Origin of the sequence: Micromonospora sp. RV43 (assembly GCF_001029515.1) — a bacterium.
Classification (GTDB): domain Bacteria; phylum Actinomycetota; class Actinomycetes; order Mycobacteriales; family Micromonosporaceae; genus Micromonospora; species Micromonospora aurantiaca.
In genome coordinates this window covers 1-25,351 of sequence record NZ_LEKG01000107.1, presented here as the reverse complement: position 1 = coordinate 25,351, position 25,351 = coordinate 1, and the positions used below count along the sequence as shown (strand labels likewise).

Below are 25,351 nucleotides of genomic sequence, written 5' to 3'. Positions count from 1 at the left end.
CTCCCCATACCCCCACCCTGCGGTTCCCAATTCCGAACACCAGTGCGAGAGTGCAGGACGTGACCGACCACAGCCCCGGCCCGCGGCGTGCGCCGGGCGAGCTGCTGCGCCGGCTGCGGCTGCGTCACCCCACCGACCCGGTCACCCACGTCGAACGCGTCCCGGCCCGCGCCGGCGAGCCCGCCGGGTGGCCCGTCTGGGCGCCGGAGGAACTGCGGGCGGCGTTCGCGCGGCGCGGCGTCACCGCCCCGTGGCGGCACCAGGCCGAGGCCGCCGAGCTGGCGTACGCGGGCCGGCACGTGGTGGTCGCCACCGGCACGGCGTCCGGCAAGTCCCTGGCGTACCAGCTTCCCGCGCTGAGCACGCTGCTCGCCGACCCGCGCGCCACGGTGCTCTACCTGGCGCCGACCAAGGCGCTCGCCGCCGACCAGCTCCGCGCCGTCGCCGGTCTCGAACTCGACGGGGTACGCCCCGCCACCTACGACGGGGACACGCCGCGCGCCGAACGGGAGTGGATCCGCAGGCACTCCCGGTTCGTGCTGACCAACCCGGACATGCTGCACCACGGCGTCCTGCCCGGGCACGCCCACTGGTCCGGGTTCCTGCGCCGGCTCGCGTACGTGGTGGTCGACGAGTGCCACACCTACCGGGGCGTCTTCGGCTCACACGTCGCGCACGTACTGCGACGGTTACGGCGGCAGTGCGCGCGCTTCGGGCGTACCCCCGTCTTTCTGCTGGCCTCCGCCACGTCGGGTGACCCGGCGGCGGCGGCCGAGCGGCTCACCGGCCTGCCCGTCACCGCCGTCACCGAGGACACGTCGCCGCGTGGCGGGGTGACGTTCGCGCTCTGGGAGCCGCCGCTGCTGCCGCCCACCGACTCGTCCGTCGACGCCGACCTCGTCCAGGTCCGGCGCTCCGCGCTGCGGGAGACCGCGGACCTGCTCGCCGACAGCGTGGTCGAGGGGGTACGCACGCTCGCGTTCGTGCGGTCCCGCCGGGGCGCCGAGGTGGTCGCAGCGAACGCCCGGCGGTCGCTCGACGAGGCCGTACCCGGGCTGGGCGACCGGGTGGCCGCCTACCGGGCCGGCTACCTGCGTGAGGAGCGCCGCGAGCTGGAACGGGCGCTGCTGCACGGCGACCTGCTCGGGCTCGCCTCCACGAACGCGCTCGAACTCGGCGTCGATCTGGTCGGGCTGGACGCGGTGCTGATCTGCGGCTGGCCCGGCACCCGCGCGTCACTGTGGCAGCAGGCCGGGCGGGCCGGGCGCTCCGGCGACGAGGCGCTCGCCGTGCTGGTGGCCCGGGACGACCCGCTCGACACCTACCTGGTGCACCACCCGGAGGCGCTGTTCGGGCGGCCGGTCGAGGCGACGGTGCTCGACCCGGCCAACCCGTACGTGCTCGCGCCGCAGCTCGCCTGCGCCGCCCACGAGTCCCCGCTCACCCCGGCCGACCTGGACCTGTTCGGTGAGGGTGCGAAGGAGGCGGTGGATTCGCTGGTCGAGGCGGGGGCGCTGCGGCAGCGGCCCACCGGCTGGTACTGGCGGCACCGGGAACGCCCCGAGGTCGACCTGCGCGGCGAGGGCGGCGCCCCGGTGTGCGTGGTGGAGGAGTCCACCGGCCGGCTGCTCGGCACCGTCGACGGCGGGTCGGCGCACTTCCTGCTGCACACCGGCGCGGTCTACCTGCACCAGGGCGTCTCGTACGTGGTCGACTCGCTCGACCTGGCCGACGGGTGCGCGCTCGTGCACGCCGAGGAGCCGGACTGGTCCACCCACGCCCGCGACGTCACCTCGCTGTCGGTGGTGTCGGTCCGCTCGTACGTGGACGCCGGGCCGGTCGGCCTGTTCCTCGGCGAGGTGGACGTGACCAGCCAGGTGGTGTCGTACCAGCGGCGGCGCATCGCCACCGGCGAGGTGATCGACACCCGCCCGCTGGACCTGCCCGCGCGGGAGCTGCGCACCGTCGCGGTGTGGTTCACGCTCTCCCCCGAGTCGCTGACCGCCGCCGGTGTCGAGGCGGCTGACGTGCCGGGCGCGCTGCACGCCGCCGAGCACGCCGCCATCGGCCTGCTGCCGCTGATGGCGACGTGCGACAGGTGGGACATCGGCGGGCTGTCCACCGCCCTGCACCCGGACACCGAGGCGCCGACCGTCTTCGTCTACGACGGCCACCCCGGCGGTGCGGGTTTCGCCGAGCGGGCGTACGGCACCGCCGCCGCCTGGCTGCGCGCCACCCGGGACGCGATCGCCGAGTGCGGGTGCGAGACCGGGTGCCCGTCGTGCGTCCAGTCCCCGAAGTGCGGCAACGGCAACAACCCGCTGGCCAAGGCGGAGGCGGTGAAGGTCCTCGACGTGGTGCTGACCAACCTCGCCATGGCCGGCGGCGAGGCGGCGGTGGCCGGCCCCGAGGCGGTGGCCGGCCCGGACTCGGGCGGCCCGGAGCGCGGCGAGGTGTTGCCCCGGCAGGACGACCGGGCGGCCCGCCCAGCTCAGGCGGCCGGTGCCCCACCCGCCTGACCCCACCGGGCCGGTTGGGGCTGCCCGCCGCCACTTCGGGGAGGTTGCGGTATCGACAGGTGCTGGACCCCGCCACTTCCCCGAACTGGTGTCGATCAAGCTGGGCCGTGCGGCTCCGCGGGTGCCCAGGTGTCTGGTTGGTGGGACGGGTGCATGAGGGTAGGGCCGTCGGGGCATTGATGTATGGGAGCGCTTCCATGCATCATTTCCGGTAGCGCGCAGGTGACCCGAGACCCGTCCCGCCGGAGGTGCCGCCGTGGCCGACACGATCGCCGAGACCGTCGAGCTGCTCTACACCATCGACCAGGAAAACCTCACGCCCGACCAGCAGATAGCGCTGGGCACCGCGATGGCCACGCTCGCCCAGGCGGAACGGCTGGAGCAGATCAACGAGCGTCTGCGCGGCATCCATCAGGTGCTGAACAGCTGGGCGATGAAGGCCACGGTCGACGGCGGCCGCTGACCTTGCGTCCCGCCTCCACCTCCGGCCCGCGGTCGCGCAGTCCCGGCCCGCGCCGGTCACGGCAACGGCGCCATGCTTCGCCTCATGCCACCGTGCGGCTCCTGCGTGCGGGCCCGTCCGTCCAGGCAGCGGTGGGTGCGCTCGGGCGAGCGGTCGTCGGCCCGCTGTGCAAGACTCCGGCGACCCCTCGAAGGAGAGCCCATGTCGCCCGACAACCTGCAGGCCCAGCACCGATTCATCATCCGTCAGCGACTCCGGATGATGGTCAACCAGTACGAGGTGCACTCGGTGGCGCCCGACGGCTCCGAGGGTGGGCTGCTCGCGTTCGCGCAGCAGAAGCGGCTCGCCTTCAAGGAGCAGGTGACCATCTACACCGACGACTCCAAGCAGTACCCCCTTCTCGGCTTCAAGGCCCGTCAGCGGCTCGACCTCGGCGCCACCTACGACGTGACCGATCACGCGGGCAACCCCATCGGGCTGTTCCGCAAGGACTTCGCCCAGTCGCTGCTGCGCTCGACGTGGCACGTCGAGCAGCCCGGCCTGCCGCCCGCCACCGGGCAGGAGCGCAGCCTGCCGGTGGCGCTGCTGCGCCGGTTCGTCGACTCGCTGTCCTGGCTGCCGTACCACTTCGACTTCATGTCCGGCGGCCAGCCGGTGTTCTCGGTCGACCGGAAGTGGGGTCTGCGGGACCGGTACAACGTGGAGATCCAGCACCCGCAGATCGACCGTCGGCTGGTGATCGCCATGGCGGTCGGACTGGACGCCCTCCAGTCCCGCTGACCTGCGGCACTCGGGCCCGGCCCGGCTCTTGGTTCCGGCACTGGCGTCCGCCCGTCAGGACCGGGCCGGGCCGGCCCGGGACGTCGCGACGGCGTCCCGGGTCAGCCCCGGCAGCGGTGCGACGCGTACCTGCGCCGTGACGATCAGGTCCAGTCCGTCAGCCCGGCATCCGGTCATCCGGCCGCCGTTGGCCGAGACCAGGTCGGCGGCGCGAGCGCACGCGACGTCGGCTCCGTCGAGCACCTGCACGGCACCGGCCAGCGCCCCGAAGTCCGCCGCGTTGCGGGCCTGATGCCGCGCACACCGGGCCGCCCCGAGCGCGGCGCCGAACACCCCGACCAGCACGAACACCATTCCGATCGCGAGCAGGCACACGGTCGCGCCGCCCCGGTCGGTCGAGGACGTCCTCACACCAGGCTTCCCACGCTCCCCTCTCCCCGCAGGCCCGCCCACCCGGGATCTGCTCGCCCCGCGCCTGCTCGGGTCGGCTCGGCCTCCCACGACGACCTGGCGGAAAGACGAGTCGGCCCAGGCACCGTCGGCTCTCACGACACCGGCCCCGGCGCGCCGGGTTCCACTGCGGCCACCGCCTCCGCCGCCACGACCAGCCGGGGCAGCCGCGTACCGAACGTCCGGACCGGTGCCCGGACCGTCGCCGTGACCCGATCGCCTGTCACAGTCACCGACACCTCGGCGCCGTCCGGGGCGTACCGGGTTGCGGCAACCGTGCCGGGCTCGCCCCGGGCCGCCGCGAGCGCCGCCTCCCGGGCCGCGTCGACACACGCGACCCGGGTACCCACAGCGTTCACCGCGGTCAGACCGGCGACGAGGAGCAGCATGAGCGCCGGCAGGCCGGCCGCCAACTCGGCGGTGAAGGAACCCCGCTCGCACGCGACCCACGAGCGCCACCGGCGCCGCACCTCCCCGGCCCGGGTGCCGACGGCGTCCCGGGTCGAGCCGGGCTCGGTCGACACGTCGAGCGGGACTGCTGGTTCGTGGAGCCACCCACCACCACGGCCGGCCCACCGGCGCCCGATCACTTCAGGGCCCGGTCGATGACGGCGGTCAGCGCGGACTGCACGTTGCCGGAGGTGAGCACCTTCAGCAGGATCCCGGCGAAGGCGACCGCGGCGAGGGTGCCCACCGCGTACTCGGCGGTGTTCATACCGGCGTCACCCCGCAGGCGGGTGAGGAACTTGCGCATGTCGTACGTCCCTTCTCGATGGTTCACAGCACGTCGCCGAGCACGGCGACGATCACCGGCACCAGACCGGCGAGAATGAAGGCGGGCAGGAAGCACAGCCCGAGCGGCAGCACGATGAGCACGCCCGCGCGGCGGGCCGCCGCCTCGGCCGAGGTCGACCGTTCGGCACGCAGGTCGTCGGCCAGCCGGGTCAGCGCGCGAGCCAGTGCGGCGCCGCTGTTCGACGAGCGGACCGCCGCCGCGACCACGGGTTCGGCCCCGGTGACGCCTTCCAGGTGCGCCCAGGCCTCGCCGGGGCTGCCTCCGAGCCGTAGCGTCCGGCCGACCCGGCCGAGCCGGTCCGCGAGTGGCCCGCCGAGCGCCTCGGCGACGGCGAGCACCGAGCGGTCGACCGGCGCGCCCGCCCGCAGCGCGGCCGCCAGCAGGTCCGCGGCGAGCGGCAGGTCGGCGGTCTCCCGCAGCCGCCGTTCCCGGGCGGCGCGCGGCTCGATCCGGCGTAGCAGACGGTCGGCGGCGGCACCGGCCAGCAGCCCGAGGAACACGCCCGTGACACCGCCGACCACCACCGCCACCGCGATTCCGGCCAGCGCCGCGCCGAGGCGTACCCGATCCGGCCACCACGCCGGGCGAGCCGGCCGCGGCGTCGGAGCGAGCCGGCGCAGCCGCCGTGCCGGGCGGACGACCGGACCGGCGACGACCAGGAGCGACGCGGCGCCGCCGAGACACACGGCGGCCAGTACCTGCCGTGACATCAGGCGGCCCGCCCGGGCGTGACGCCGAGTCGCTCGGCCCAGAGCAACCCGCCGACCTGCAACACGACTGCCGCCACCGCACTGCCGGCACCCACCGGCGTGTGCAGGAGCACCGCCACCGGGTCCACCCCGATGCCGTAGCCGAGACCTATGCCGCCGAGCGGCAGCGCGGCGAGCAGCCACGCGGTCGCCCGAGCCCCGGCGGCCTGGGCGGCGGCAGCGGCAAGGCCCCGGTCGGCGGCGCGGGCGTCGGCCTCGATCCGTTCCAGCAGATCGGCCAGCGGCGCACCCGTCTGGTCGGCCAGCCTCCCGGCGGCCCGGGCCAGCCGCGCGACGCGTCCCGGGCCGTCGTCGACACCGCCGTCGACGGGTAGTCCGGCCCGCAGGTCGGCGGCGACGGCGGCGAGGCGGTCGAGATCGCGGCGGTGCCCGAGGGTGGCCGTCCGGTGGGTACGTCGGCGCAGCACCGCCCGGGCCGCGAGCACGCCGTAGGTGGCGAGCACCAGGGCGGCCACCGGACCGCCGAGCAGTGCCCCGGTCACGGCCCCGCACAGCGCCGCCACGGGCAGCACGCGTCCGGCGGAGAGCGGCAGCGCAGGAGCCGACGCCGGAGAGGGTGTCACCGGAGCCGGCACGAGGCCCGTCCATCGCCGTACCTGATGCCCGACACCGGGTCGACGCCGTTCCCGGCCCCGGCCGGGAGGCCGTGCGGACGCCTTCGGCCCGGCGTCGAGCGGACGTCGTCGCAGGTCCGGGGATTCTGGACGTGCGCCCTTCACCCGCTCGACCGGGATGTCCGCACTGCCCAGGACCGCCAGCCGCCGGGCGCGAGCGGCCCGTACCGGCCAGGCGACGGCGACCGCCGCAGCCACCAGGAGCAGGACCGCCGGCCAGAGGTGGCCGGTCACGACGGTTCCGCCGGACCGGGCCACGCCGCCTGGAGGATCGGCGGTACCGGCGCTCCCCGCTCCCGCAGCAGGCCGGCGAGCAGCTGGGCCGCGGGGGCAAGACCCCGGCCGCGCGCCCAGGCCGGAACCACCGTCACCACCCGGTCGGGCCCGTCGGGCAGCAGCAGGCCGATGGAGTCGAGGACGCGCCCCTCGCCGGTACGGCGGAGCTGGAGGACGACCTGCAACGCGGCGGCGACCTGGGCGTGCAACGCGAGCCGGGGCAGGCCGCCGAGCATCCCGAGCGCCTCCAGCCGGGCCGGAACGTCGGCCGAGGCGTTCGCGTGCAGCGTTCCCGCCCCGCCGTCGTGGCCGGTGTTCAACGCGGCGAGCAGGTCGACCACCTCGGCGCCCCGGCACTCGCCCACTACCAGCCGGTCCGGCCGCATCCGCAGCGCCTGCCGGACCAGGTCGCCGAGCCCGACGGCTCCGGCGCCCTCGACGTTCGCCGTCCGGGCCTGCAACCCGATCACGTGCGGGTGCACCGGGCGCAGCTCGGCGGCGTCCTCCACCAGCACGATCCGCTCGGTGCCGGGCACCAGCCCGAGCAGCGTGTTGAGCAGCGTCGTCTTGCCAGATCCGGTGCCGCCGCTGACCAGGTACGCGAGGCGGGCCGCCACGAGTGCGGCGAGCAGCGGGGCGATCGGCCGGGGCACCGTGCCCCGCTCGACGAGTTCGTCGAGGGTGAACGGCCGCTGCCGGAAGGTACGCAACGACAGGTAGGGCCCGTCGGTCGCCACCGGAGGCAGCACCGCGTGCAGCCGGGTGCCGTCGGGCAGGCGCGCGTCGGCGTACGGGGAGGCGTCGTCGAGCCGGCGACCGGCCGCCGAGGTGAGGCGCTGCGCCAACCGGCGTACGTCGTCGAGCGTGCCCAGCGGCACGGCGACCTGCCGTAGCCCTCGTCCCCTGTCGACCCAGACCCGCACCCCGTTCACCAGCACGTCGGTGACCTGCGGGTCGGCGAGCAGCGGTGCCAGTGGACCGGCGCCGACCAGGTCGTCGTGCACCCGGTCGGCGATCCGCAGCAGCGTGGTGTCGCCGAGCACCGCCGTCGCCGGTTCGGCGCGTACCGCCGAGACGATCGCCGCGGGCGTGACCGGGGTGGCCTCGGCGGCGAACCGGTGCCGGACCCGGGCGGCCAGCTCCCCCGGGTCGGCCGGCGCGGTCATGCCGCACCCGCAGCCGACGACCCGACCAGCTCGTCCACGACCCGCTGGCACAGCGCGGCGAGCGGCCCCTTCCCGCTCGCGCCCGGCGCCTCGCCCCGCTCCAGCCCACGGCACAGCCCCGGCTCGGGTCGCAGCGTGCCGGCGAGCGGCAGCCCCAGCGCCCGGGACACCTCGGCCGCGCGGAGTCGACCGGGCGCCGGACCACGCACGATGACAGAGAGGTCGACGCAGTGCGGCGCGGCGACGGCGGCGACCCGGGCCGCGGCGGCCGCCGCCCGCAGCTCGGCCGGTACGACGAGCAGCGCCCGGTCGGCGGCCTGGAGCGCGACCACAGCCGCGTCGTCGAGGTGCCGGGGCAGGTCGAGCACGACCAGGTCCCGCCCGCGTCGGCCGGCGTCGACTGTGGCAGCCATCGCCTCGGCCGGCAGGTGCCGCAGGTCGCCCCGGTCCCAGGAGAGCACCACCAGGTCGCCCCGGCTGGGCAGCGCGCGGATCAGCGACGGCGGGTCGACCCGCCCGTCCGTGCCGGCCAGCTCCGGCCAGCGCAACCCGTCGAGCTGCTCCCAGCCGAGCACCAGGTCGAGACCGCCGCCGAGCGGGTCGGCGTCGACGAGCAGCGTGCGGAGCCGGGACCGGGCCGCGCTGACGGCGAGCCCACCGGCAAGCACGCTGGCTCCGGCGCCGCCCCGGCCGCCGAGCACAGCCACCACCCGGCCCTGACCCGGGCCGGCCGGACCGGCCACGCACTCGGCGAACCGGTCGACCAGCCAGGGCTCGGCCGCCGGCAGCGTCGCGACGTGCTCCGCACCGATGAGTTCGGCCAACTCCGTACCCGGATCGAGCTCTCCGGAGCGACCGACCAGGACCGTGCGGGCGCGGCGGGGAAGGCGCGCCCGCAGGCAGGCCGCCGCCTGGTCGGCGCCGATGAGCACCAGCGGCGCCGGCGCCCAGCGGGCCCGGGCGGCGGCCGGGTCGGCCGCCAGCTCGACCTCGGTGCCGCCGGCCGCCGCGAGTCGCAACAGCTCGTCGAGAAGGTCGCCGTCGGAGGTGACGAGCAGGGGCAGGCGACGGTACGGCGGGAGCGGGGTACGGGGCGGCATGGCGGCCTCCATCGGTCGGACTCGGACGTGCCGCGGTGCAGCCTGCCCGGCCGAGGGATGCGGGACCGGTGCCCTGTGGACAACGGAGGGCGTTGTGGACAGACCTCGGTGGCCCGGTTGATCTGCTATGTGCCGGAGACGGAGGCAACGAGTGGCCCGTCGGCCATTGACGACAGGGATGATCAGTAGCGGATAATCGGGGCCCCTCGCCGCTCGATGAACGGCACCGGCTTGCGGAATCGAGGCCATGACCGATTCGCCGCACCCCCTCACGCCCCCCTCGGTACGACCCCACTCACGGTCCGCCCCAACGGCCGGCGGCGAGATCTGGCTCCGCGATCCGTCGCCGACGCTGCTCGCCGCCATCGCCATCGGGCTCGTGGTCGTGGTGCTGGCGAGCATCGTCAGCGTTTTCGCGACGCCGCGTCGCCCCGACCTCCCGCCGCCGCTCGAGGGCCAGGCGATCCTGGCGTCCCCGACGAGGGCGGGGTCGGTGACGGAGACGCCCGCCGAGTCCTACGCGCCGCCGTCGGTGTCGTTCTCCAGCCGCGCCGTCGCGCCCAGCCGCACCGCCGCACCGACCCGCCGCCCCACCCCGAGCAGCCGGCCGACCTCGCCGAAGCCGTCGATCCCCCGGTCGAAGCCGCCGGTGGTCGGCCCGGGGGAACTGGCCCCGCTACCGGCCTCGCGTGAGTCGCGGCTGCGCTCGCACGGCGGTGGCCCGTCGACCTTCATCGACTTCGTCAACAGCCACGGGTCGACAGTCGTGGTCCACTGGATCAACTACGACGGCCGTCGACAGCAGTACGCGGTGCTGCGGCCCGGGCAGTCCTACCGGCAGCAGACGTACGTCGGTCATCCGTGGGTCGTGGCCGACGAGCGAGGCCGAGGCTTGGTGTGCTTCGAGCCGGACCGGCAGACGCTACGCGCGGTGATCCGGTAACTCCCTTGCCCGGCCCGGCCGGCGGCTGCGACGCTCCGCCGGGTGATCGACAAGCCGGACATCGACGAGCGGCTGCTGGCGGCCGAGGTCGCCGCCGCCTGGTCGGTGGACGTCGTCGGCCTGGCGTTCATGCCGGTCGGCCTCGACGGGCACGCGTGGGCGTACCGGGTGGAGACGTCCGACGGCGGGCGCTGCTTCCTGAAGGTACGCCGCGGCGACTTCACTCCGGCCGCCGTCCTGCTGCCCGGCTTCCTCCGGACGCAGGGCCTCCGGCAGGTGGTCGCGCCGCTGGACCTTCGCCTCGATGGCGGGGTTGCACGTCGGTTCGGGGACTACCGACTACTGCTCTACCCGTTCCAGGACGGCGACAGCCTGTGGGGCCGCGGTCTCACCGACCGCCAGTGGACCGAGTACGGCGATTTCCTGGGCCGGCTGCACCGGGTCACGCCGAGCGCTGAGGTAGCAGCCGTCCTGCCGGTCGAGACGTACCGATCGAGCGCGGGCGACCGGCTCCGAGCCCTCGGCGGGCAGGCCGCTGCGAGCGAGACCCTGGGTGCCTTCTGGAAGCGGTACGGTGCCGCGCTGCGCCGGTTGGCGGAGACTGTCGACGACCTGGCGTCGCGCGTGACGCCGGGACAGCACGTCATCTGCCACGCCGACATCCATCCGGGCAATCTCATCGCCGACGGCGACGGGACGCTGCACGTCGTGGACTGGGACGCGCCGATCCTCGCGCCGCGCGAGCGGGACCTGATGTTCGTCCACAGCGCCGACTTCGGCGACCACCCGATCGACGCGCACCGGGCTGAACTCTTCCGCGAAGGCTACGGGGCGCTGGAGCCGGACCCGGTCCTGCTGAGTTACTACCGCGGCGAACGGCATCTCGACGATGTCGCCGCGTTTCTGGGCAGCATCCTCAGTCCCGAGGCGAGTGCGGAGTCCCGGGCCAACGATCTGCACTGGCTCATCCGCGTCGCCGAGGCGGTCGCCGACCCCGGCTACGCGCCCTGAGTTGACGCGGAACGCTCGTCCCGGAAAGGGACGACCCCCGTCGGGGGGGACGGGGGTCGTCTTGTGGTTCGGCTCCGGGGGGGTCGAGCCGAACCGACTCAGCGGTTACGGGGGGTGCAACCGCCGAGGCCCATCGGCGCCGGGTCTGCGAACTCCCGCCGCGAGGACAAGCATGCCGCAGTCGACCCTTATACGTCGAGTGTTGTTCACTCCACGCAAAGCTAAATTCATCGATAGCTTCCTGTGACCGCCGTCACTCCACCGGGTGCTCATCGGCTTTCGCGACCCGGGCGGACGCCTCCGCGCCTTCCGTCGGGCTAGACTTTCGCGCCGTGGGCCGCAGCGCCGCTTTCTTCGATCTCGACAAGACCGTCATCGCCAAGTCGAGCGCCCTGGCGTTCGGTCGGCCGTTCTACCGGGACGGGCTGATCACCCGGCGTGACGTGGTCAAGTCGGCGTACGCGCAGTTGATGTTCCGGCTGGGCGGCACCGACGAGCAGACCATGGCCCGCACCCGGGACTACCTGGCCACGCTCTGCAAGGGCTGGCCGGTGGAACAGGTCCGCCAGATCGTCGCGGAGACACTGCACGAACTGATCAACCCCTACGTGTACGCCGAAGCGGCCGCCCTCATCGAGGAGCACCAGGCCGCCGGGCGTGACGTGGTGCTGGTCTCCGCGTCGGGCGACGAGATGGTCCGGCCGATCGGCGAGCTGCTCGGGATCACCGACGTGATCGCCACCCGGATGGGCGTGGTCGACGGCCGGTACAGCGGCGAGGTCGAGTTCTACGCGGCCGGTCCGAGCAAGGTCGAGGCGGTCAGCGAACTGGCTCTTGAGCGGGACTACGACCTGGCCGACTCGTACGCGTACTCCGACTCGTACTCCGATCGGCCGCTGCTGGAGTGCGTGGGACATCCGACGGTGGTCAACCCGGACCGGGCGCTGCGCAAGCTGGCGGTGGAGAACGCGTGGCCGGTGCTGGAGTTCCGGCACCCGATCCCGCTGGGCCGCCGGCTGCGGGAGCGGCCGGCGGTGCCGGTCGCGGCGGCGGCGCTCGGCGTGGGCGTCGGCGTGGCCATCGGCATCGCCTGGTACGGCCGGCACCGGCGCACCCGCGCCGCAGCACCCACCGCCTGACACCCCGCGCGCGTCAGGACGCGGCGAGGATCTCGTCGCCGATCAGCGTGATCTGGTCGGCGCCGACCTCCACCGCGCTCATGTAGTGCCGCAGCCAGGAGCGCAGGCCGTCGGGCGTGCCGGTGGCGAACGCGCCGGCCGCGCCCACGTACTCCGGTTCGCGCTCGCGGTGCCCGACGTCCACCGCGACCAGCCCGCGGGGGTCGAACCCGGTGGAGATCAGCACCAGCCGGGCGGCGGCGCGGGCCACCACCCCGGACGGGCCCGGGAACGGGCGCAGGTTCAGCAGCTCGCCGTGTACGACGGCGGCCAGCACCAGCGGTGGCACCTTGGTGCCGCCGGCGACGAGGGCGGCCAGGCCGTCGAGGCGGGCCGCGACCACCGGGTCGGCGACCGGCCGGCCCAGTTCCTCCTCGGTCACCACGTCGCGGGCGGCGAGCACGTGCAGCCGGGCCATCACCTGCCGGGGAGCCTTGGGCCAGAGGTCGCTCAGCCCGGGCAGCGACCCGGCGACCCGGAGCGCGCCCTGGAGCACCGGGTCGGTGACGGTGCCGGCGCGTACCTCCTCGCGGTCGTGGACGCGGCCCTCCAGCGCGGCGCTGGCCACTGCCGAGCGGAGGCTGACCTCGGCGGCGACCTGGCCGCCCTGGCGGCGCAGCGCGCGGTGCCGGTGGGCCAGGTCGACCCGCTCGCGGGCCTGCTCGACGGCGGTGGCGACGTCGGCGAGCGCGAGCAGCGGGGCGAGCGGATCGGTGGTCACCCCGTCACGCTAGCGACCGCCGGGCTCCTCCCAAGCCGGGGGTTGTTAATAAGGGGCCCTTCCTCTACCGGAGGCGTTAATAAGGTGCCCTTCCTTACACCTCGGCGCGAGGGAAGGGCCACTGGGCGCGCGGTGAGGGGCCGGGCGGTCGCGAGCGGGGTACGGCGGGACTAACCTTCCCCGGAGTAGGAGACGCAGGTCACGCGACGAAGGAGTCACCGCATGAGCGAGGCATTGGCCAACTTGCTGAACGAGACGCGCCAGTTCCCGCCGCCGGCTGAACTCGCCGCGAACGCCAACGTGACCGCCGAGGCGTACGAGGAGGCGGCCGGGGACCGGCTGGCCTTCTGGGAGCGCCAGGCCGGCCGGCTGGCCTGGGCCCAGCCGTGGGAGCAGGTGCTCGACTGGTCGAACGCCCCGTTCGCGAAGTGGTTCACCGGGGGCAGGCTCAACGTGGCGTACAACTGCCTGGACCGGCACGTCGAGGCGGGCCTCGGCGACAAGGTGGCGATCCACTGGGAGGGCGAGCCGGGCGACACCCGTACCGTCACCTACGCCGACCTGCACAAGCTCACCTGTCAGGCGGCGAACGCGCTGACCGAGCTGGGCGTGACCGCCGGTGACCGGGTGGCGATCTACCTGCCGATGATCCCGGAGGCGGCGGTGGCGATGCTCGCCTGCGCCCGGATCGGCGCCACGCACAGCGTGGTGTTCGGCGGCTTCTCCGCCGACGCGCTCACCAACCGGATCCAGGACGCCAGCGCCAAGGTGGTGATCACCGCGGACGGCGGCTTCCGCCGGGGCAAGCCGTCGGCGCTCAAGCCGACGGTGGACGAGGCGGTGGCGAACTGCCCGTCGGTGGAGCACGTGCTGGTGGTCCGGCGTACCGGTGAGGAGGTCGCCTGGTCGGCGAAGGACCACTGGTGGCACGAGACGGTGGAGACGGCGTCGCCGGAGCACGAGGCGCAGGCGTTCGACGCCGAGCACCCGCTGTTCATCCTCTACACCAGCGGCACGACCGCCCGCCCGAAGGGCATCCTGCACACCACCGGCGGCTACCTGACCCAGACGTCGTACACCACGCACGCGGTGTTCGACCTGAAGCCGGAGACGGACGTCTACTGGTGCACGGCCGACATCGGCTGGGTGACCGGGCACTCCTACATCGTGTACGGCCCGCTCTCCAACGGCGCCACCCAGGTCATGTACGAGGGCACGCCGGACACCCCGCACAAGGGCCGGTTCTGGGAGGTCGTCGACAAGTACAAGGTGACCATCCTGTACACCGCGCCGACGCTGATCCGCACCATGATGAAGTGGGGCGAGGACATCCCGGCCGGGTACGACCTGTCGTCGCTGCGCCTGCTCGGCAGCGTCGGTGAGCCGATCAACCCGGAGGCGTGGATCTGGTACCGGCAGCACGTCGGCCGCGGCGAGCTGCCGGTGGTGGACACCTGGTGGCAGACCGAGACCGGCGCCATCATGATCTCGCCGCTGCCCGGCGTGACCGAGGCGAAGCCCGGCTCGGCGATGAGCCCGCTGCCCGGCATCGTCGCCGACGTGGTCGACGACCAGGACCAGTCGGTGCCGAACGGCGGCGGCGGATACCTCGTGCTGAAGGAGCCGTGGCCGTCGATGCTGCGGACGATCTGGGGCGACGACAACCGGTTCCTGGAGACGTACTGGTCCCGGTTCGGCGCCGGTGCGAACACCGGGGACGAGTGGGTCTACTTCGCCGGTGACGGCGCGAAGAAGGACGACGACGGGCACATCTGGCTGCTCGGCCGGGTGGACGACGTGATGCTGGTGTCCGGCCACAACATCTCCACCACGGAGGTGGAGTCGGCGCTGGTCAGCCACCCGTCGGTGGCGGAGGCGGCGGTGGTGGGCGCGACCGACCCGACCACCGGCCAGGCGATCGTCGCGTTCGCCATCCCGCGCGGCAGCGCGGAGATCTCCGGTGACGCGGGCGAACAGCTCATCGCCGAGCTGCGCAACCACGTGGCGAAGACGCTCGGCCCGATCGCCAAGCCGCGGCAGATCATGCTGGTGCCGGAGCTGCCGAAGACCCGCTCCGGCAAGATCATGCGCCGGCTGCTGCGGGACGTGGCGGAGAACCGGTCGCTCGGCGACGTGACCACGCTCCAGGACTCCTCGGTCATGGAATTGATCTCGTCGGGGATGAGCGGCGGGAAGTCCGACGAGGACTGACGTCGACCGACGAGGGGGCGGGCCGCCGGACGGTCCGCCCCCTCGTCGCATCCGGGATCCGCACCGGTCGATCGGGGGATCCGGGACTGACCTGATCGGCCAGAGGGCCTGATCAACTCTGTCGATGTCGCTCGTCGTCGGTTACGTTCAGCCAACCGGCGGATTTCGACGAGCGTCACTGAGACGGCCGGTCCCCACCATTCCCTACGAACGGAGTGGCATGCTCCCCATGTCGCAGCACAGGGCACGGCGACGCTTACTCGTCGCACTGCCCGCCATCGCGCTCGCGGCCACGTCGCTGACCGTGACGGGCAGCGCGGCGGCCCAGCCGGCCCGCTCCGCACCGGTCACGATCGGGGCGGACGAGCACTACATCAACTACGCCGAGCCCGAGGTCCAGCCGGACACCGGCGGCAAGGAGGTCAAGGGCCGCGACGGCGTCTTCTCCTCGCCGGCGGACGAGGCCCGCGCCTACGACCGCAAGTACGCCGGGGGCAACCCGATCGCGGCCCGCGAGCTGGCCAAGCTGGAGGCCAAGTCCATCCGGACCGGCCACAGCCCTCGGAAGATCAAGAAGGCCAAGAGCACACAGACCGCCAAGCTGCTGACGCTGCTCGTCGAGTTCAACGACAAGGCCAACGACGACTTCACCGACGTGATGGTCCCGAAGACGGTGTTCGAGGACCGCACCTGCGTTCCCGGCACCGTGCAGAACGGGCCGCGGCACAACACGATCCCGAACCCGGCCACGCTGCCGCACAAGGACAACAACTCGATGTGGGTGCCGGACTTCTCTCCGGCCCACTACGACAAGATGCTGTACAGCAAGAAGGGCATCACCGAGCGGGTCCGCAAGGACCTGAAGGGGCCGGACGGCAAGCCGGGCATCAGCCTCGCCGGGCGGACCATGCACAACATGTACCTGGAGATGTCCAAGGGCGCGTACACAGTGGACGGGCAGGCCAGCCCGTGGATCACGGTGCCGCACTCGGAGGGCTGGTACGCCGCCTCGCGCTGCTTCCAGGACGAGAACGGCAACTGGGTCGCCGGGCGTGAGCAGTCGATGAACGGCCACCCGGACAACCCGCAGGGCGCCGGCCGGCTCGCCACCGACGCGATCGACGCGCTGGCCGCGGCCGACCCGAACTTCCCCTGGGCCGACTACGACATCGAGGACCAGAGCGACCGCGACGGCGACGGCAACTACCACGAGCCGGACGGCGTGATCGACCACCTCGTGCTGGTGCACGCCAACCAGGGCAAGTCCCGCGGCGGCGGCGACGTCGGCATCTACTCGGTCTGGGCGCACTCGTCGACCGTGACCGGTGGCTACACGATTCCGGGCACCAACCTGAAGGTGTCGAACTACATCGTGCAGCCGGAGGACGCCGGCGTCGGCGTCTTCGCCCACGAGTTCGGGCACGACCTGGGCCTGCCGGACCTCTACGACACCTCCGGCAACGCCGACTCCGACGTGGACTTCTGGGACCTGATGGCGTCCGGCTCGCACTCCGGCGAGATCTTCCAGGCGCTGCCCACCCACATGGGCCTCTGGGACAAGTGGGTGCTCGGCTGGGCCGAGCCGAAGACGTTCGGCCCGGGTGACCGGTCCAAGCTGGTCAAGCTCGGGCAGACGTCACGTACGCCGGTCGGCACCGAGGACGGCATCAAGATCGACCTGCCGGACAAGGTGATCTCGCTGGCCACGCCGCACAGCGGCTCGAACATGTGGTACTCCGGCGCCGACCAGAACTGGGCCGACGTCAAGCTCAGCCGCACGGTGACCGTCCCGAACGCCGCTGATGCGAAGTTCTGGATGTGGAACAACTACGTCATCGAGGCGGACTGGGACTTCGGCTTCGTCGAGGTCTCCACCGACGGTGGCGCCACCTGGAGCGAGCAGAAGGTGTACGCCGAGGGCGGCGCGCTGGTCTCCACCAACGACGGCTACGCCGACCCGAACGGCCGCATGGTCGACTTCGGCAACAAGAAGTACGGCCTGACCGGCAGCACGAACGGGTGGCGGCACGACTACGTCGACCTGTCGTCGTACGCCGGGCAGACCGTGCAGGTGCGGCTGCGCTACGCCACCGACGAGGCGTTCGTGGAGCGCGGCTGGTTCGCCGACGACTTCTCAGTGACCGGCGGCGGCGCCACCACCTGGAGCGACGACGTGGAGAGCGGCGCGGCGGGCTGGACCCAGACCGGCGGCACCTTCACCGACACCAGCGGCGCGGGTTGGTACATCGACTCGGGCACCCAGGTGAAGTCGCACTACTACCTGGCCGAGTGGCGTAACTTCGACGGCTTCGACAAGGGTCTGAAGTACACCTACGACACCGTCTACTCGCACGAGGCGTGGAAGGTCGACCGGATCGCGTACAACGCGCCGGGCATGCTGGTCTGGTACCGGGACACCCAGCTCGGCGACGTCAACCACGTCACCGCGCAGATGACCGCGCTGCCCAGCTACGGCGCCAAGGGCGGTCTGCTGATCGTCGACTCGCACAACGACCCGCTGCGCCGCAAGGGCGTCGCGGCCGAGAAGGACCCGTCGGTGCTGAAGAACCTGCCCAGCCGGCCGCAGTCCTCCAACGCCGCGTTCGGCCTGAAGCCGACGTACCCGTTCAAGGAGTGCCTGGAGGCGGCGGACGAGCCGTACAGCGAGTACTGCACGAAGTTCGGCCCGCAGGCTCCGGTGCGCGGCTTCACCGACGCCAAGGGCTGGTACCCGGGCATCGAGATCCGTGACGGCGCCGCGTACGCGCGGGACAACGACGCCTCGGTGGTCGTCCCGTCGCGGGGCAACCAGCAGTACACGACCCGGGTGGTGAACCCGGACGGCACCCCGGCGACGGACTACTACGGTTCGACGCTGGGTGGCGGGGCGATCGTGCTCGGCACCGGCAACCCGGGTGACGCGGGCGTCCAGTACGGCGTCTCGATCATCATCAAGCGGGCCGCCAAGGACAACTCGTACGCCACTGTGTACGTGGTTCCGCCGCGGAGCTGAACCGCACGTTCAAACCGGAACCGGAATGACCGAAAAATGAGCTGAACAGGCTCGATGGGGGAAGGGTCGGGAGCGCGAGCGCTCCCGACCCTTCCGCGTTACCGCTTAATCCATGACTGTCACTGCAATCCATGATCCAGGCATCGCTGCTGGTCAACGGCTCGGTGACAGGCAGGCGTGTGACGGTGAAAAGCATCCCCAACAAAAAGTTGCTACAAATCGACGCACACATCTTCCCACCAGTCGCAGCAGTGTCTATGTTCACCCTTGGTCCCACTAGTGGGACGTTCCACCGGCCCGTACCCCCAGTTGGGCCGGTTCCCTCACACCGGAGGTACCACGTGCGCAAAGTCGCAGTGGGTCTGCTCGGGCTTTCGCTGACCGCGACGGGACTGGTGGCAGGCACGTCCGCCAGCGCCGCGCCGACGCCGAAGTTGCCGGCCGCCGCCCCGTCGGTGGCCGAGCCTGCGCAGGCTGAGCACGACCTGCCCAACCCGCTCGAGGAGAAGCGGCGCGCGCTGCGCCAGGAGGGCCTCAGCGAGGTCCTGTCCGGCAGGGCGAAGGCCCAGAAGATCAACGGCAGCACGGTCGTCAAGGTCGGCGAGCGGGCTGCCGAAGGTGCCGCGGCGGGCAGGTCCGCCAAGAGCACCAAGGCCGGCAAGGGTCCGACCAAGGACCAGTACGTCGAACTCTCCCGCGAGCGGACCGACAAGATCTTCGTCATCCTCGCGGAGTTCGGCGACGAGCGGCACCCGAACTACCCGGACCAGGACACCGACCCGGACACCCCGGGCCCGTCCCGGTTCGACGGTCCGCGCGTCAACCAGATCCCGGAGCCCAACCGGGCGGTGGACAACTCCACCGTGTGGCAGGCCGACTACAGCGCCGACCACTTCCGGAAGCTGTACTTCGGCACCGCCCCCGGTGACGAGTCGGTGAAGCAGTACTACGAGGCCCAGTCCTCGGGTCGGTACAGCGTCGACGGCGAGGTCACCAACTGGGTGAGGGTGCGGTACAACGAGGCCCGCTACGGCCGTTCCGACGGCTACCCGTGCGCCTCGAACGTCTGCACCAACACCTGGGCGCTGGTCCGCGACGCCGCCAACCAGTGGGTCGCCGACCAGAAGGCGCAGGGCCGCTCCGACGCGGAGATCGCCGCGGACGTCAAGGCGATGGACGAGTGGGACCGGTACGACTTCGACGGCGACGGCAACTTCAACGAGCCGGACGGCTACATCGACCACTTCCAGATCGTCCACGCCGGCGGCGACCAGGCCGACGGTGACCCGTACCAGGGTGAGGACGCCATCTGGAGCCACCGGTGGTACGCCTTCGCCAGCGACCAGGGCAACACCGGCCCGGAGAACTTCCCGGCCGGCGGCACCCAGATCGGCAACACCGGCGTCTGGATCGGTGACTACACCATCCAGCCGGAGAACGGTGGCCGGAGCGTCTTCTACCACGAGTACGGCCACGACCTCGGTCTGCCGGACGACTACAACGTGGTCAGCGGCGGGGACAACAACAACGAGCACTGGACCCTGATGGCCCAGAGCCGGCTCGGCGCCAAGAACGACGGCGGCATCGGCGAGCGCGGTGGCGACCTCGGCGCCTGGAACAAGCTCCAGCTCGGCTGGCTCGACTACGAGGTCGTCGTGGCCGGGCAGAAGCGCACCCTGGAGCTGGGCCCGCAGGAGTACAACTCCAACAAGGCCCAGGCCGCCGTGGTGGTGCTGCCGCAGCGGGAGTACACGTTCCAGAACGGCAAGCCGTTCGAGGGTACGAAGCAGTTCTTCTCGGGCAACGACGACGACCTGAACAACACGATGACGCGCACTGTCGACCTCACCGGGAAGACCAGCGCCGCGCTGTCGATGAAGGGTCGCTACAGCATCGAGGCGGACTACGACTACCTGTTCTTCGAGGCGTCCACCGACGGTGGCCAGACCTGGACCTCGCTGGCCGGTACGGCCAACGGCACCCCGCTGAAGGAGATCTCCCCCGGGCGCTACGCCCTGGACGGCTCCAGCAACGACCAGTGGGTCGACGTCAACATCCCGATGGACGCGGTCGCCGGCAACGTCGTGCAGTTCCGGCTCCGCTACCAGACGGACGGCGGTGTCTCCGAGGGCGGCTTCTACGGTGACGCGATCACCGTGACCGCCGACGGCCAGACGGTGCTCACCGACGGCGCCGAGGCCGGTGCGAACGGCTGGACCCTCAGCGGCTTCAGCATCGTCGAGGAGACCTACACCCGTAAGTTCGACAACTACTACATCGCCGGCAACCGGTCGTACGTCTCGTACGACAAGTACCTCAAGACCGGCCCGTACTTCTTCGGCTACGCGAACACCCGCCCGGACTACGTGGACCACTACGCGTACCAGGAGGGTCTGCTGATCTCCTACTGGAACCTCCGGTTCGCGGACAACGACACGTTCGCGCACCCGGGTGAGGGTCGGAACATGATCATCGACGCGCACCCGCGGCCGATCTACAACCTGACCGGGCAGCCCTGGCGGGCCCGCGTCCAGGTCTACGACGCGCCGTTCAGCCTGAAGAAGGCCGACTCGTTCACGCTGCACCTCAACAGCCAGCCGCAGTACATCCGCGGCCAGGCGGCGCAGCCGCTGTTCGACGACACCAAGCAGTACTGGTACCCGGAGCTGCCGAACCACGGCGTCAAGCTCCCGGCCACCGGCACCAAGATCAAGGTTCTGGAGCAGAACGGCACCTCGGTGAAGGTCCGCTTCTCCTGATCCACTGATCGACGCACCACGCGATGCCCGGGCGGTTCACCCGCCCGGGCATCGCCCTTTCCGGGGAACCCGGCGTACCCCACCCGCGTCCCATCCGTTCGACACCCGCACCACGCTGCCGGCCGCTCCGCGATGGCGCTGATCGCCGGCGCGGCCGAGACGGAGGATCCGTGTCCGACGACCACCAGCCGGCCGCGAGCGGCCCCGCCTCGCCCTCCGGCCGCCCCACGCCGCTGTCCGCCACCGACCTGCCGACGCTGCGCCGGCCCGCCGGCCCGCCGAAGAGACCGACTGACAACCGGCCCACGGGCGTCGTCGCCGGCTGGATCACCCGGGGCGGTCCCGGGCCGTGCTACGGGCTGATGGACGAGAACGGCACGGAGTACGCGGTGTACGGCCCGAACGCCGGCGAGCTGCGCAAGGGCGACCTGGTCACGCTGCGGCTCACCGCGCGGGACCGCTCCGTCGACTGCGGACCCGGCATCCCGATGCGGATCATCGAGGAGTGACAGGCAGTATCGATGCCCTCACGCACCCGGTGGACGGCCGGGGATGCGGTTCCGGGTGACCGCCCGGAGAAATCCCTGATCCTGGTCACCTGCGGGGCCGGTGGGTGACCGGCGGCCCTAGGCTGTGCCCCATGACCGACCAGCGCGGCGGACCCGTCGACGAGTCCTGCGTCCTGCCCGAAGGGCCGTGGACGCACCGGTTCGTCGGCGCCAACGGCAGCCGGTTCCACGTCGTCGAGGCGGGCACCGGCCCGATGGTGCTCTTCCTGCACGGCTTCCCCGAATACTGGTACGCCTGGCGCGAGATGCTGCCGGCGGTCGCCGACGCGGGCTTCCGCGCGGTCGCTGTCGACCTGCGCGGTTACGGTGCGAGCGACAAGCCACCCCGGGGGTACGACGGCTACACGCTCGCCGCCGACGTCGCCGGCCTGATCCGGGCACTCGGTGAGCGGTCGGCCACCGTGGTCGGCACCGGCGCGGGCGGGCTCATCGGCTGGACCGCCGCCTCCTTCCACCCGACCCTGGTCCGGCGGCTCGTGGTGCTCGGCGCGCCGCATCCGCTGCGGCTGCGGGCGGCCATCTTCGCCGACCCGCGCGGCCAGTTCACCTCGGCCACCGCGACGCTGAAGTTCCAGCTCCCCCGCTACGAGCACGTACTGGCCCGCGACGGTGCCGCCGAGGTGGAGGAGATCCTGCGCCGGTGGGGTGGCCCGCGCTGGGTGTCCGGCCCGGACTTCGCCGACTACGCCCACTGCTGCCGGGTGGCGATGCAGATCCCGCAGGCCGCGTTCTGCGCGATGGAGGGCTACCGCTGGGCGTTCCGCTCCGTGCTGCGGCTGCACGGCTACCGCTTCGTGAAGCTGATGCAGAAGCCGCTGGTCACGCCGACCCTGCAACTGCACGGCGCGCTCGACCGGGCCTCGCTCCCCCGTACCGCCCAGGGCTCCGGCCGCTACGTCACCGCCCCGTACGAGTGGCGGCTGCTCGACGACGTGGGCCACTTCCCGCACGTGGAGGCCCGGGACGTGGTGCTCGGCGAGATCCTGCGCTGGGCGAAGTCCTGACTCAGACCCGCTGCTCGCCCAGGTCGGCCACCTCGGCCGCCGGCGCCCAGCCCTGATAGACGCCGAAGTCGAACGCCTCCAGCCCCATCGCCTCGGCCACCGGCCAGCGCCCGCCGGTGTACTCCAGCCGCAGCCAGCCCTCGTGCTCGGCCAGCACGATGAACGGCTGGCCCTGCCAGGTGCAGGTGGTCCGCACGTACGCCAGATCGTCGACCTCGGCGGCCGGCACCACCCGGACGTACCGGCCGGGGCGCACCTCGGTGAATCCCTCGTCCGGGCCGGGCTGGTACAGACGGATGTCGTCGCCGTCGGGGCTGGCCTGGTACTCCCGCCCCCGCCAGCGGGCCACGTAGCCGTCCCGGCTCACGCCTCGCCCGCCTTCCGCCACAGCAGCTCGTCGGTGTCCAGGACCGCGACCAGCCTGCTGTCACCGTCCGCGCCGACCCGCCACAGCTCGGCGCCGTGGGGGAGCCGGGCGCTGTCCACCTTGAACTCGGCGATCACGTCGCTGCTCTCCCCCGGCGCGAAGCCGTTGCCGCGGAACGGGGACCGCTCGATCACCCAGCCCTCCATCGCCCGCATCGCCGCCTCGTTCGGGCCGCCGTACGGGATCCGGTAGAGGCTCGGCCGGTAGGCGGGCCAGCGCAGCAGGTAGATCTCGTCGTCGTCCGGGGAGAACGGCGAACCGGGGTGGCCGAGGCCGAGCGCGCGGTACAGCTCCGCCGGGGTACGCAGGTGTGCCAGTTCCCCGGCCCGGTGCACGAATCCGGAGACCCGGTCGTAGCCACGCTCCAGGTAGTACGCGAGCTGGCTCGCCGCGATCGCCTTCTGCATGGTCACCGGCCGGTCCGCAGTGGCCGTGGGCGCCTCCGGACGCTGCCGCTCCGCCGGCTGCGGCGCGGCGGCCGGCTCCGGGTCGTCGCCGAGGCCCACCTCGGCCGCCCAGTTGGCGAGCGCGAGGACCTGCTCCCCCGGGTACGTCGCGCCGACCGGGCTGCCCGGGTTGACCCGGAACGACCACGCCACGTCCGGCCACCTGCGGATGAGCTGGACGAACTTGACCCGTACCGTCTCGATCTGGCCCTCGGTGTGCTCGGCCAGGCGTTCCGGCGAGGTGTAGACCGAGACGCACCTCCCACCGTCGACCTGGTCGGCGTGCCAGACGAAGCCGGGGTCACCCGGCCGGCTGCCGGTGGCCGAGTCGGGCGCGACCGGCAGCAGCACCCGGGCCAGCAGCAGGGTGGTGAGGAAGCCGTCGGTGCTGCCGCTGCCCGCGGCGGCCAGCAGGTCCTCCTCGACGTCGTTCGCCGGTACGAACTCGGCGGCCGACTCGTCGCCTGACGGCTGATCGTCAGTCGTTTCGGAGGCCGCGGGCCCCGCCGTGTCCGGCGCCTGCGTGGACAGCGCCACGGTCGGCTCACCGGGCGCGAACAGCGACGTGGTGACCGGTTCGTCGCCGGTCGCCGGCTCGACGAGGGACACGGTCGGCTGTTCCGCCGGCACGGGGTCGGACAGCGACGCGGTCGGCTCAGCCGGCGGGCTGGTCAGTGGCGCAGTGGGGTCGTCCGGCGCGGGGTCCGACAGCGACGTCGTCGACTCGGACGGCACCGGATCGAACAACGACACGGTCGGCTCCGCCGGTGCCCGGTCGAACAGCGGGGCGGTCTGCTCGGTCGGGGCCGGATCGAACAGCGAGACCGTCGGCTCGGCCCCATCCGGACCGGCCAGCGGCGCGGTCGACTCGGTCGAAACCCGATCGAACAGCGAGACCGTCGGCTCGGCCGACGACGCCGACGACGACACGAACAGCGGCGCGGTGGCCTCGCCTGCCGGGGTCGGCGGCTCGAACAGCGACGTCGTGGGCTCGGACTCCGACGCGAGCGACACGGTCGGCTCGTCGGGTGGCGTACTCCGGTCCGTCGCGGCGGTGGCCCCGGTACGGGCCGGCGTCGGCTCGGTGAGGTTCACCGTGTCGTCTGCGACCGGCGGGTCCACGGAGAGCGGCATCGTCGGGTCGGTGGTTCCGGCCCACGGCGTGGCCGCGCCCTCGGCCGGTTCCACGCGTACCGGACCGGCCGGCTGCGCGGACCAGAGCGGCGCGGGCTCGGTCAGGTCGCGGGCCTCGATGACGGTGCCCTCGATGACGATGGGTGTGAAGTCGCGGCGCGGCGCGGGCGGCGCGGAGACCGGTTCGGCGATCGACGGAGGCAGTTCCTCCGCCGGCTCGTCGATCGTCTCCCACCGCGTGGTCTCGTCCTCGGTGCCGCCCGCCGCGGCCCTCCATCCGTCAGCAGTGGCCGGTCCGGCGTGGGCTGCCACGGCCGGTCCGGCGTGCGTCGCCGCAGCCGTTCCGGCGTCTGCCGGTCCGGCGTGACGGCGGGGCAGCGCCTCGGTGGCGTCCTCGGGCGGGCGGGTCGGCCGGAACGCCTGCGTCGCCTCGTCCGGCCGGGGCACTGGCGGCTCGTCCGGCCGCGCCGCGAACGCGTGGGTCGGACCCTCGCGTACCGGCTCGTTCAGCGGCCGTCGGCGCGGGAACGGCTGCCCGCCGGCGAACCGGGTCGGTGGGGTGGCCCGGTCGCCGGCCCGGCGCGACGGGTCCAGCGGCGACGGGCGCCGGGCCGAGCGGCCACCGGACGAGGGTTCGAAGAAGGAGCGCACCGGCGGCGGAGCGGCGGCGGCAGGTGGCTCGTCGGCGGGTGCAGCCGGGGCGGCGGCGAAGGGGTCCGGCTCGTCCGGGCGGCGGCGCAGGTCGGTGAGCCAGCCGTCGAGGGCGTCCGTATCCGCCTCGGCGCCGGAAGTGGTCCGGCTCGGGACGTCGCTGTCCGCCGCTCGGCGGCGCGGCGGCACGGTGGGCAGTCGCCGTCCCAGGACCGAGGCGGCCCGCATCGGCACCGTGGCCGGCTCGTCGGTCTCCATCAGCCGCTCGTCCCGGCCCGGCGCACCAGCACCAGCAAGGGGCGGCACGGCCGGAGGCGGAGCAGCGGCCGGCGGGACGACGGCCGCTGCTC

Annotated in this window: 21 protein-coding genes; 11 read left to right on the top strand and 10 right to left on the bottom strand. The window is 72.9% G+C overall.

Annotation, left to right across the window (positions count from 1 at the left end):
* Positions 1 to 29: 29 nt before the first annotated feature.
* The 3 genes from ABD52_RS23660 to ABD52_RS23650 all read left to right on the top strand — a co-directional run bounded on the left by ABD52_RS23660 (position 30) and on the right by ABD52_RS23650 (position 3,762).
* Entirely contained in the window at positions 30 to 2,519 is a 2,490-nt protein-coding gene (locus ABD52_RS23660) for a DEAD/DEAH box helicase (protein ID WP_235437540.1), read from the top strand.
* 256 nt (positions 2,520 to 2,775) lie between these two features.
* Positions 2,776 to 2,982, top strand: coding sequence for a hypothetical protein (locus tag ABD52_RS23655; protein ID WP_013283647.1), 207 nt, complete (start codon positions 2,776 to 2,778; stop codon positions 2,980 to 2,982).
* 201 nt (positions 2,983 to 3,183) lie between these two features.
* Positions 3,184 to 3,762 (top strand): hypothetical protein, encoded by a 579-nt coding sequence (locus tag ABD52_RS23650; protein ID WP_047893273.1) that lies wholly within the window; start codon positions 3,184 to 3,186, stop codon positions 3,760 to 3,762.
* A gap of 54 nt (positions 3,763 to 3,816) precedes the next feature.
* Here the strand turns inward: ABD52_RS23650 and ABD52_RS23645 are convergent, their stop codons facing one another.
* The 7 genes from ABD52_RS23645 to ssd form a co-directional block, all read right to left on the bottom strand.
* Positions 3,817 to 4,173: an Rv3654c family TadE-like protein gene (locus ABD52_RS23645; RefSeq protein WP_152748310.1), complete on the bottom strand. Its 357-nt coding sequence runs from the start codon at positions 4,171 to 4,173 to the stop codon at positions 3,817 to 3,819.
* A 134-nt stretch (positions 4,174 to 4,307) separates the two neighbouring features.
* Positions 4,308 to 4,682, bottom strand: a complete 375-nt coding sequence (locus ABD52_RS23640) for a TadE family type IV pilus minor pilin (RefSeq protein ID WP_187691864.1) — start codon at positions 4,680 to 4,682, stop codon at positions 4,308 to 4,310.
* 116 nt (positions 4,683 to 4,798) lie between these two features.
* Positions 4,799 to 4,966 carry a DUF4244 domain-containing protein gene (locus ABD52_RS38480; RefSeq protein WP_082171376.1) on the bottom strand — a complete coding sequence of 56 codons (168 nt, stop codon included), beginning with the start codon at positions 4,964 to 4,966 and terminating at the stop codon, positions 4,799 to 4,801.
* 23 nt (positions 4,967 to 4,989) lie between these two features.
* Positions 4,990 to 5,718, bottom strand: a complete 729-nt coding sequence (locus ABD52_RS23635; RefSeq protein ID WP_047893271.1) for a type II secretion system F family protein — start codon at positions 5,716 to 5,718, stop codon at positions 4,990 to 4,992.
* Complete coding sequence (locus tag ABD52_RS23630; protein WP_047893277.1) at positions 5,718 to 6,626, bottom strand: hypothetical protein; 909 nt, start codon at positions 6,624 to 6,626, stop codon at positions 5,718 to 5,720. The genes ABD52_RS23635 and ABD52_RS23630 overlap by 1 nt, the downstream gene beginning before the upstream one ends.
* Entirely contained in the window at positions 6,623 to 7,834 is a 1,212-nt protein-coding gene (locus tag ABD52_RS23625; protein ID WP_047893270.1) for a TadA family conjugal transfer-associated ATPase, read from the bottom strand. The genes ABD52_RS23630 and ABD52_RS23625 overlap by 4 nt, the downstream gene beginning before the upstream one ends.
* Positions 7,831 to 8,934: a septum site-determining protein Ssd gene (gene ssd, locus ABD52_RS23620; RefSeq protein ID WP_047893276.1), complete on the bottom strand. Its 1,104-nt coding sequence runs from the start codon at positions 8,932 to 8,934 to the stop codon at positions 7,831 to 7,833. Before ssd ends, ABD52_RS23625 begins: the two co-directional genes overlap by 4 nt.
* A 247-nt stretch (positions 8,935 to 9,181) precedes the next feature.
* Here ssd and ABD52_RS23615 point away from each other — a divergent pair, with 247 nt between their 5' ends.
* The 3 genes from ABD52_RS23615 to ABD52_RS23605 all read left to right on the top strand — a co-directional run bounded on the left by ABD52_RS23615 (position 9,182) and on the right by ABD52_RS23605 (position 12,027).
* Positions 9,182 to 9,877, top strand: coding sequence for a hypothetical protein (locus tag ABD52_RS23615; protein ID WP_013283638.1), 696 nt, complete (start codon positions 9,182 to 9,184; stop codon positions 9,875 to 9,877).
* A 42-nt stretch (positions 9,878 to 9,919) separates the two neighbouring features.
* Positions 9,920 to 10,888 carry a phosphotransferase enzyme family protein gene (locus tag ABD52_RS23610; protein WP_047893269.1) on the top strand — a complete coding sequence of 323 codons (969 nt, stop codon included), beginning with the start codon at positions 9,920 to 9,922 and terminating at the stop codon, positions 10,886 to 10,888.
* A gap of 332 nt (positions 10,889 to 11,220) precedes the next feature.
* Positions 11,221 to 12,027: an HAD family phosphatase gene (locus ABD52_RS23605; RefSeq protein ID WP_013283636.1), complete on the top strand. Its 807-nt coding sequence runs from the start codon at positions 11,221 to 11,223 to the stop codon at positions 12,025 to 12,027.
* 13 nt (positions 12,028 to 12,040) lie between these two features.
* Here the strand turns inward: ABD52_RS23605 and ABD52_RS23600 are convergent, their stop codons facing one another.
* On the bottom strand, positions 12,041 to 12,787 hold the full coding sequence (locus ABD52_RS23600) for an oxidoreductase (RefSeq protein WP_047893268.1): 747 nt from the start codon (positions 12,785 to 12,787) through the stop codon (positions 12,041 to 12,043).
* A gap of 222 nt (positions 12,788 to 13,009) precedes the next feature.
* On the opposite strand from ABD52_RS23600, the gene acs reads away from it, so the two are divergent.
* From acs to ABD52_RS23575, 5 genes are all read left to right on the top strand, one after another.
* Positions 13,010 to 14,998: an acetate--CoA ligase gene (acs, locus tag ABD52_RS23595; protein ID WP_047893267.1), complete on the top strand. Its 1,989-nt coding sequence runs from the start codon at positions 13,010 to 13,012 to the stop codon at positions 14,996 to 14,998.
* A gap of 220 nt (positions 14,999 to 15,218) precedes the next feature.
* Positions 15,219 to 18,011 carry an immune inhibitor A domain-containing protein gene (locus ABD52_RS23590; protein ID WP_013473572.1) on the top strand — a complete coding sequence of 931 codons (2,793 nt, stop codon included), beginning with the start codon at positions 15,219 to 15,221 and terminating at the stop codon, positions 18,009 to 18,011.
* Between the two features lie 356 nt (positions 18,012 to 18,367).
* Positions 18,368 to 20,770: an immune inhibitor A domain-containing protein gene (locus ABD52_RS23585; RefSeq protein ID WP_030274498.1), complete on the top strand. Its 2,403-nt coding sequence runs from the start codon at positions 18,368 to 18,370 to the stop codon at positions 20,768 to 20,770.
* 170 nt (positions 20,771 to 20,940) lie between these two features.
* The gene (locus ABD52_RS23580; protein ID WP_013473570.1) at positions 20,941 to 21,279 is read left to right on the top strand and encodes a hypothetical protein; all 339 of its coding nucleotides are present in this window, start codon (positions 20,941 to 20,943) and stop codon (positions 21,277 to 21,279) included.
* A 131-nt stretch (positions 21,280 to 21,410) separates the two neighbouring features.
* The gene (locus ABD52_RS23575; RefSeq protein WP_013283630.1) at positions 21,411 to 22,343 is read left to right on the top strand and encodes an alpha/beta fold hydrolase; all 933 of its coding nucleotides are present in this window, start codon (positions 21,411 to 21,413) and stop codon (positions 22,341 to 22,343) included.
* Position 22,344: 1 nt separating this feature from the next.
* Here ABD52_RS23575 and ABD52_RS23570 read toward each other — a convergent pair whose 3' ends face one another.
* On the bottom strand, positions 22,345 to 22,710 hold the full coding sequence (locus ABD52_RS23570; RefSeq protein WP_013283629.1) for a hypothetical protein: 366 nt from the start codon (positions 22,708 to 22,710) through the stop codon (positions 22,345 to 22,347).
* Positions 22,707 to 25,259: an SseB family protein gene (locus ABD52_RS40995; RefSeq protein WP_368665017.1), complete on the bottom strand. Its 2,553-nt coding sequence runs from the start codon at positions 25,257 to 25,259 to the stop codon at positions 22,707 to 22,709. Before ABD52_RS40995 ends, ABD52_RS23570 begins: the two co-directional genes overlap by 4 nt.
* Between the last annotated feature and the right edge of the window lie 92 nt (positions 25,260 to 25,351).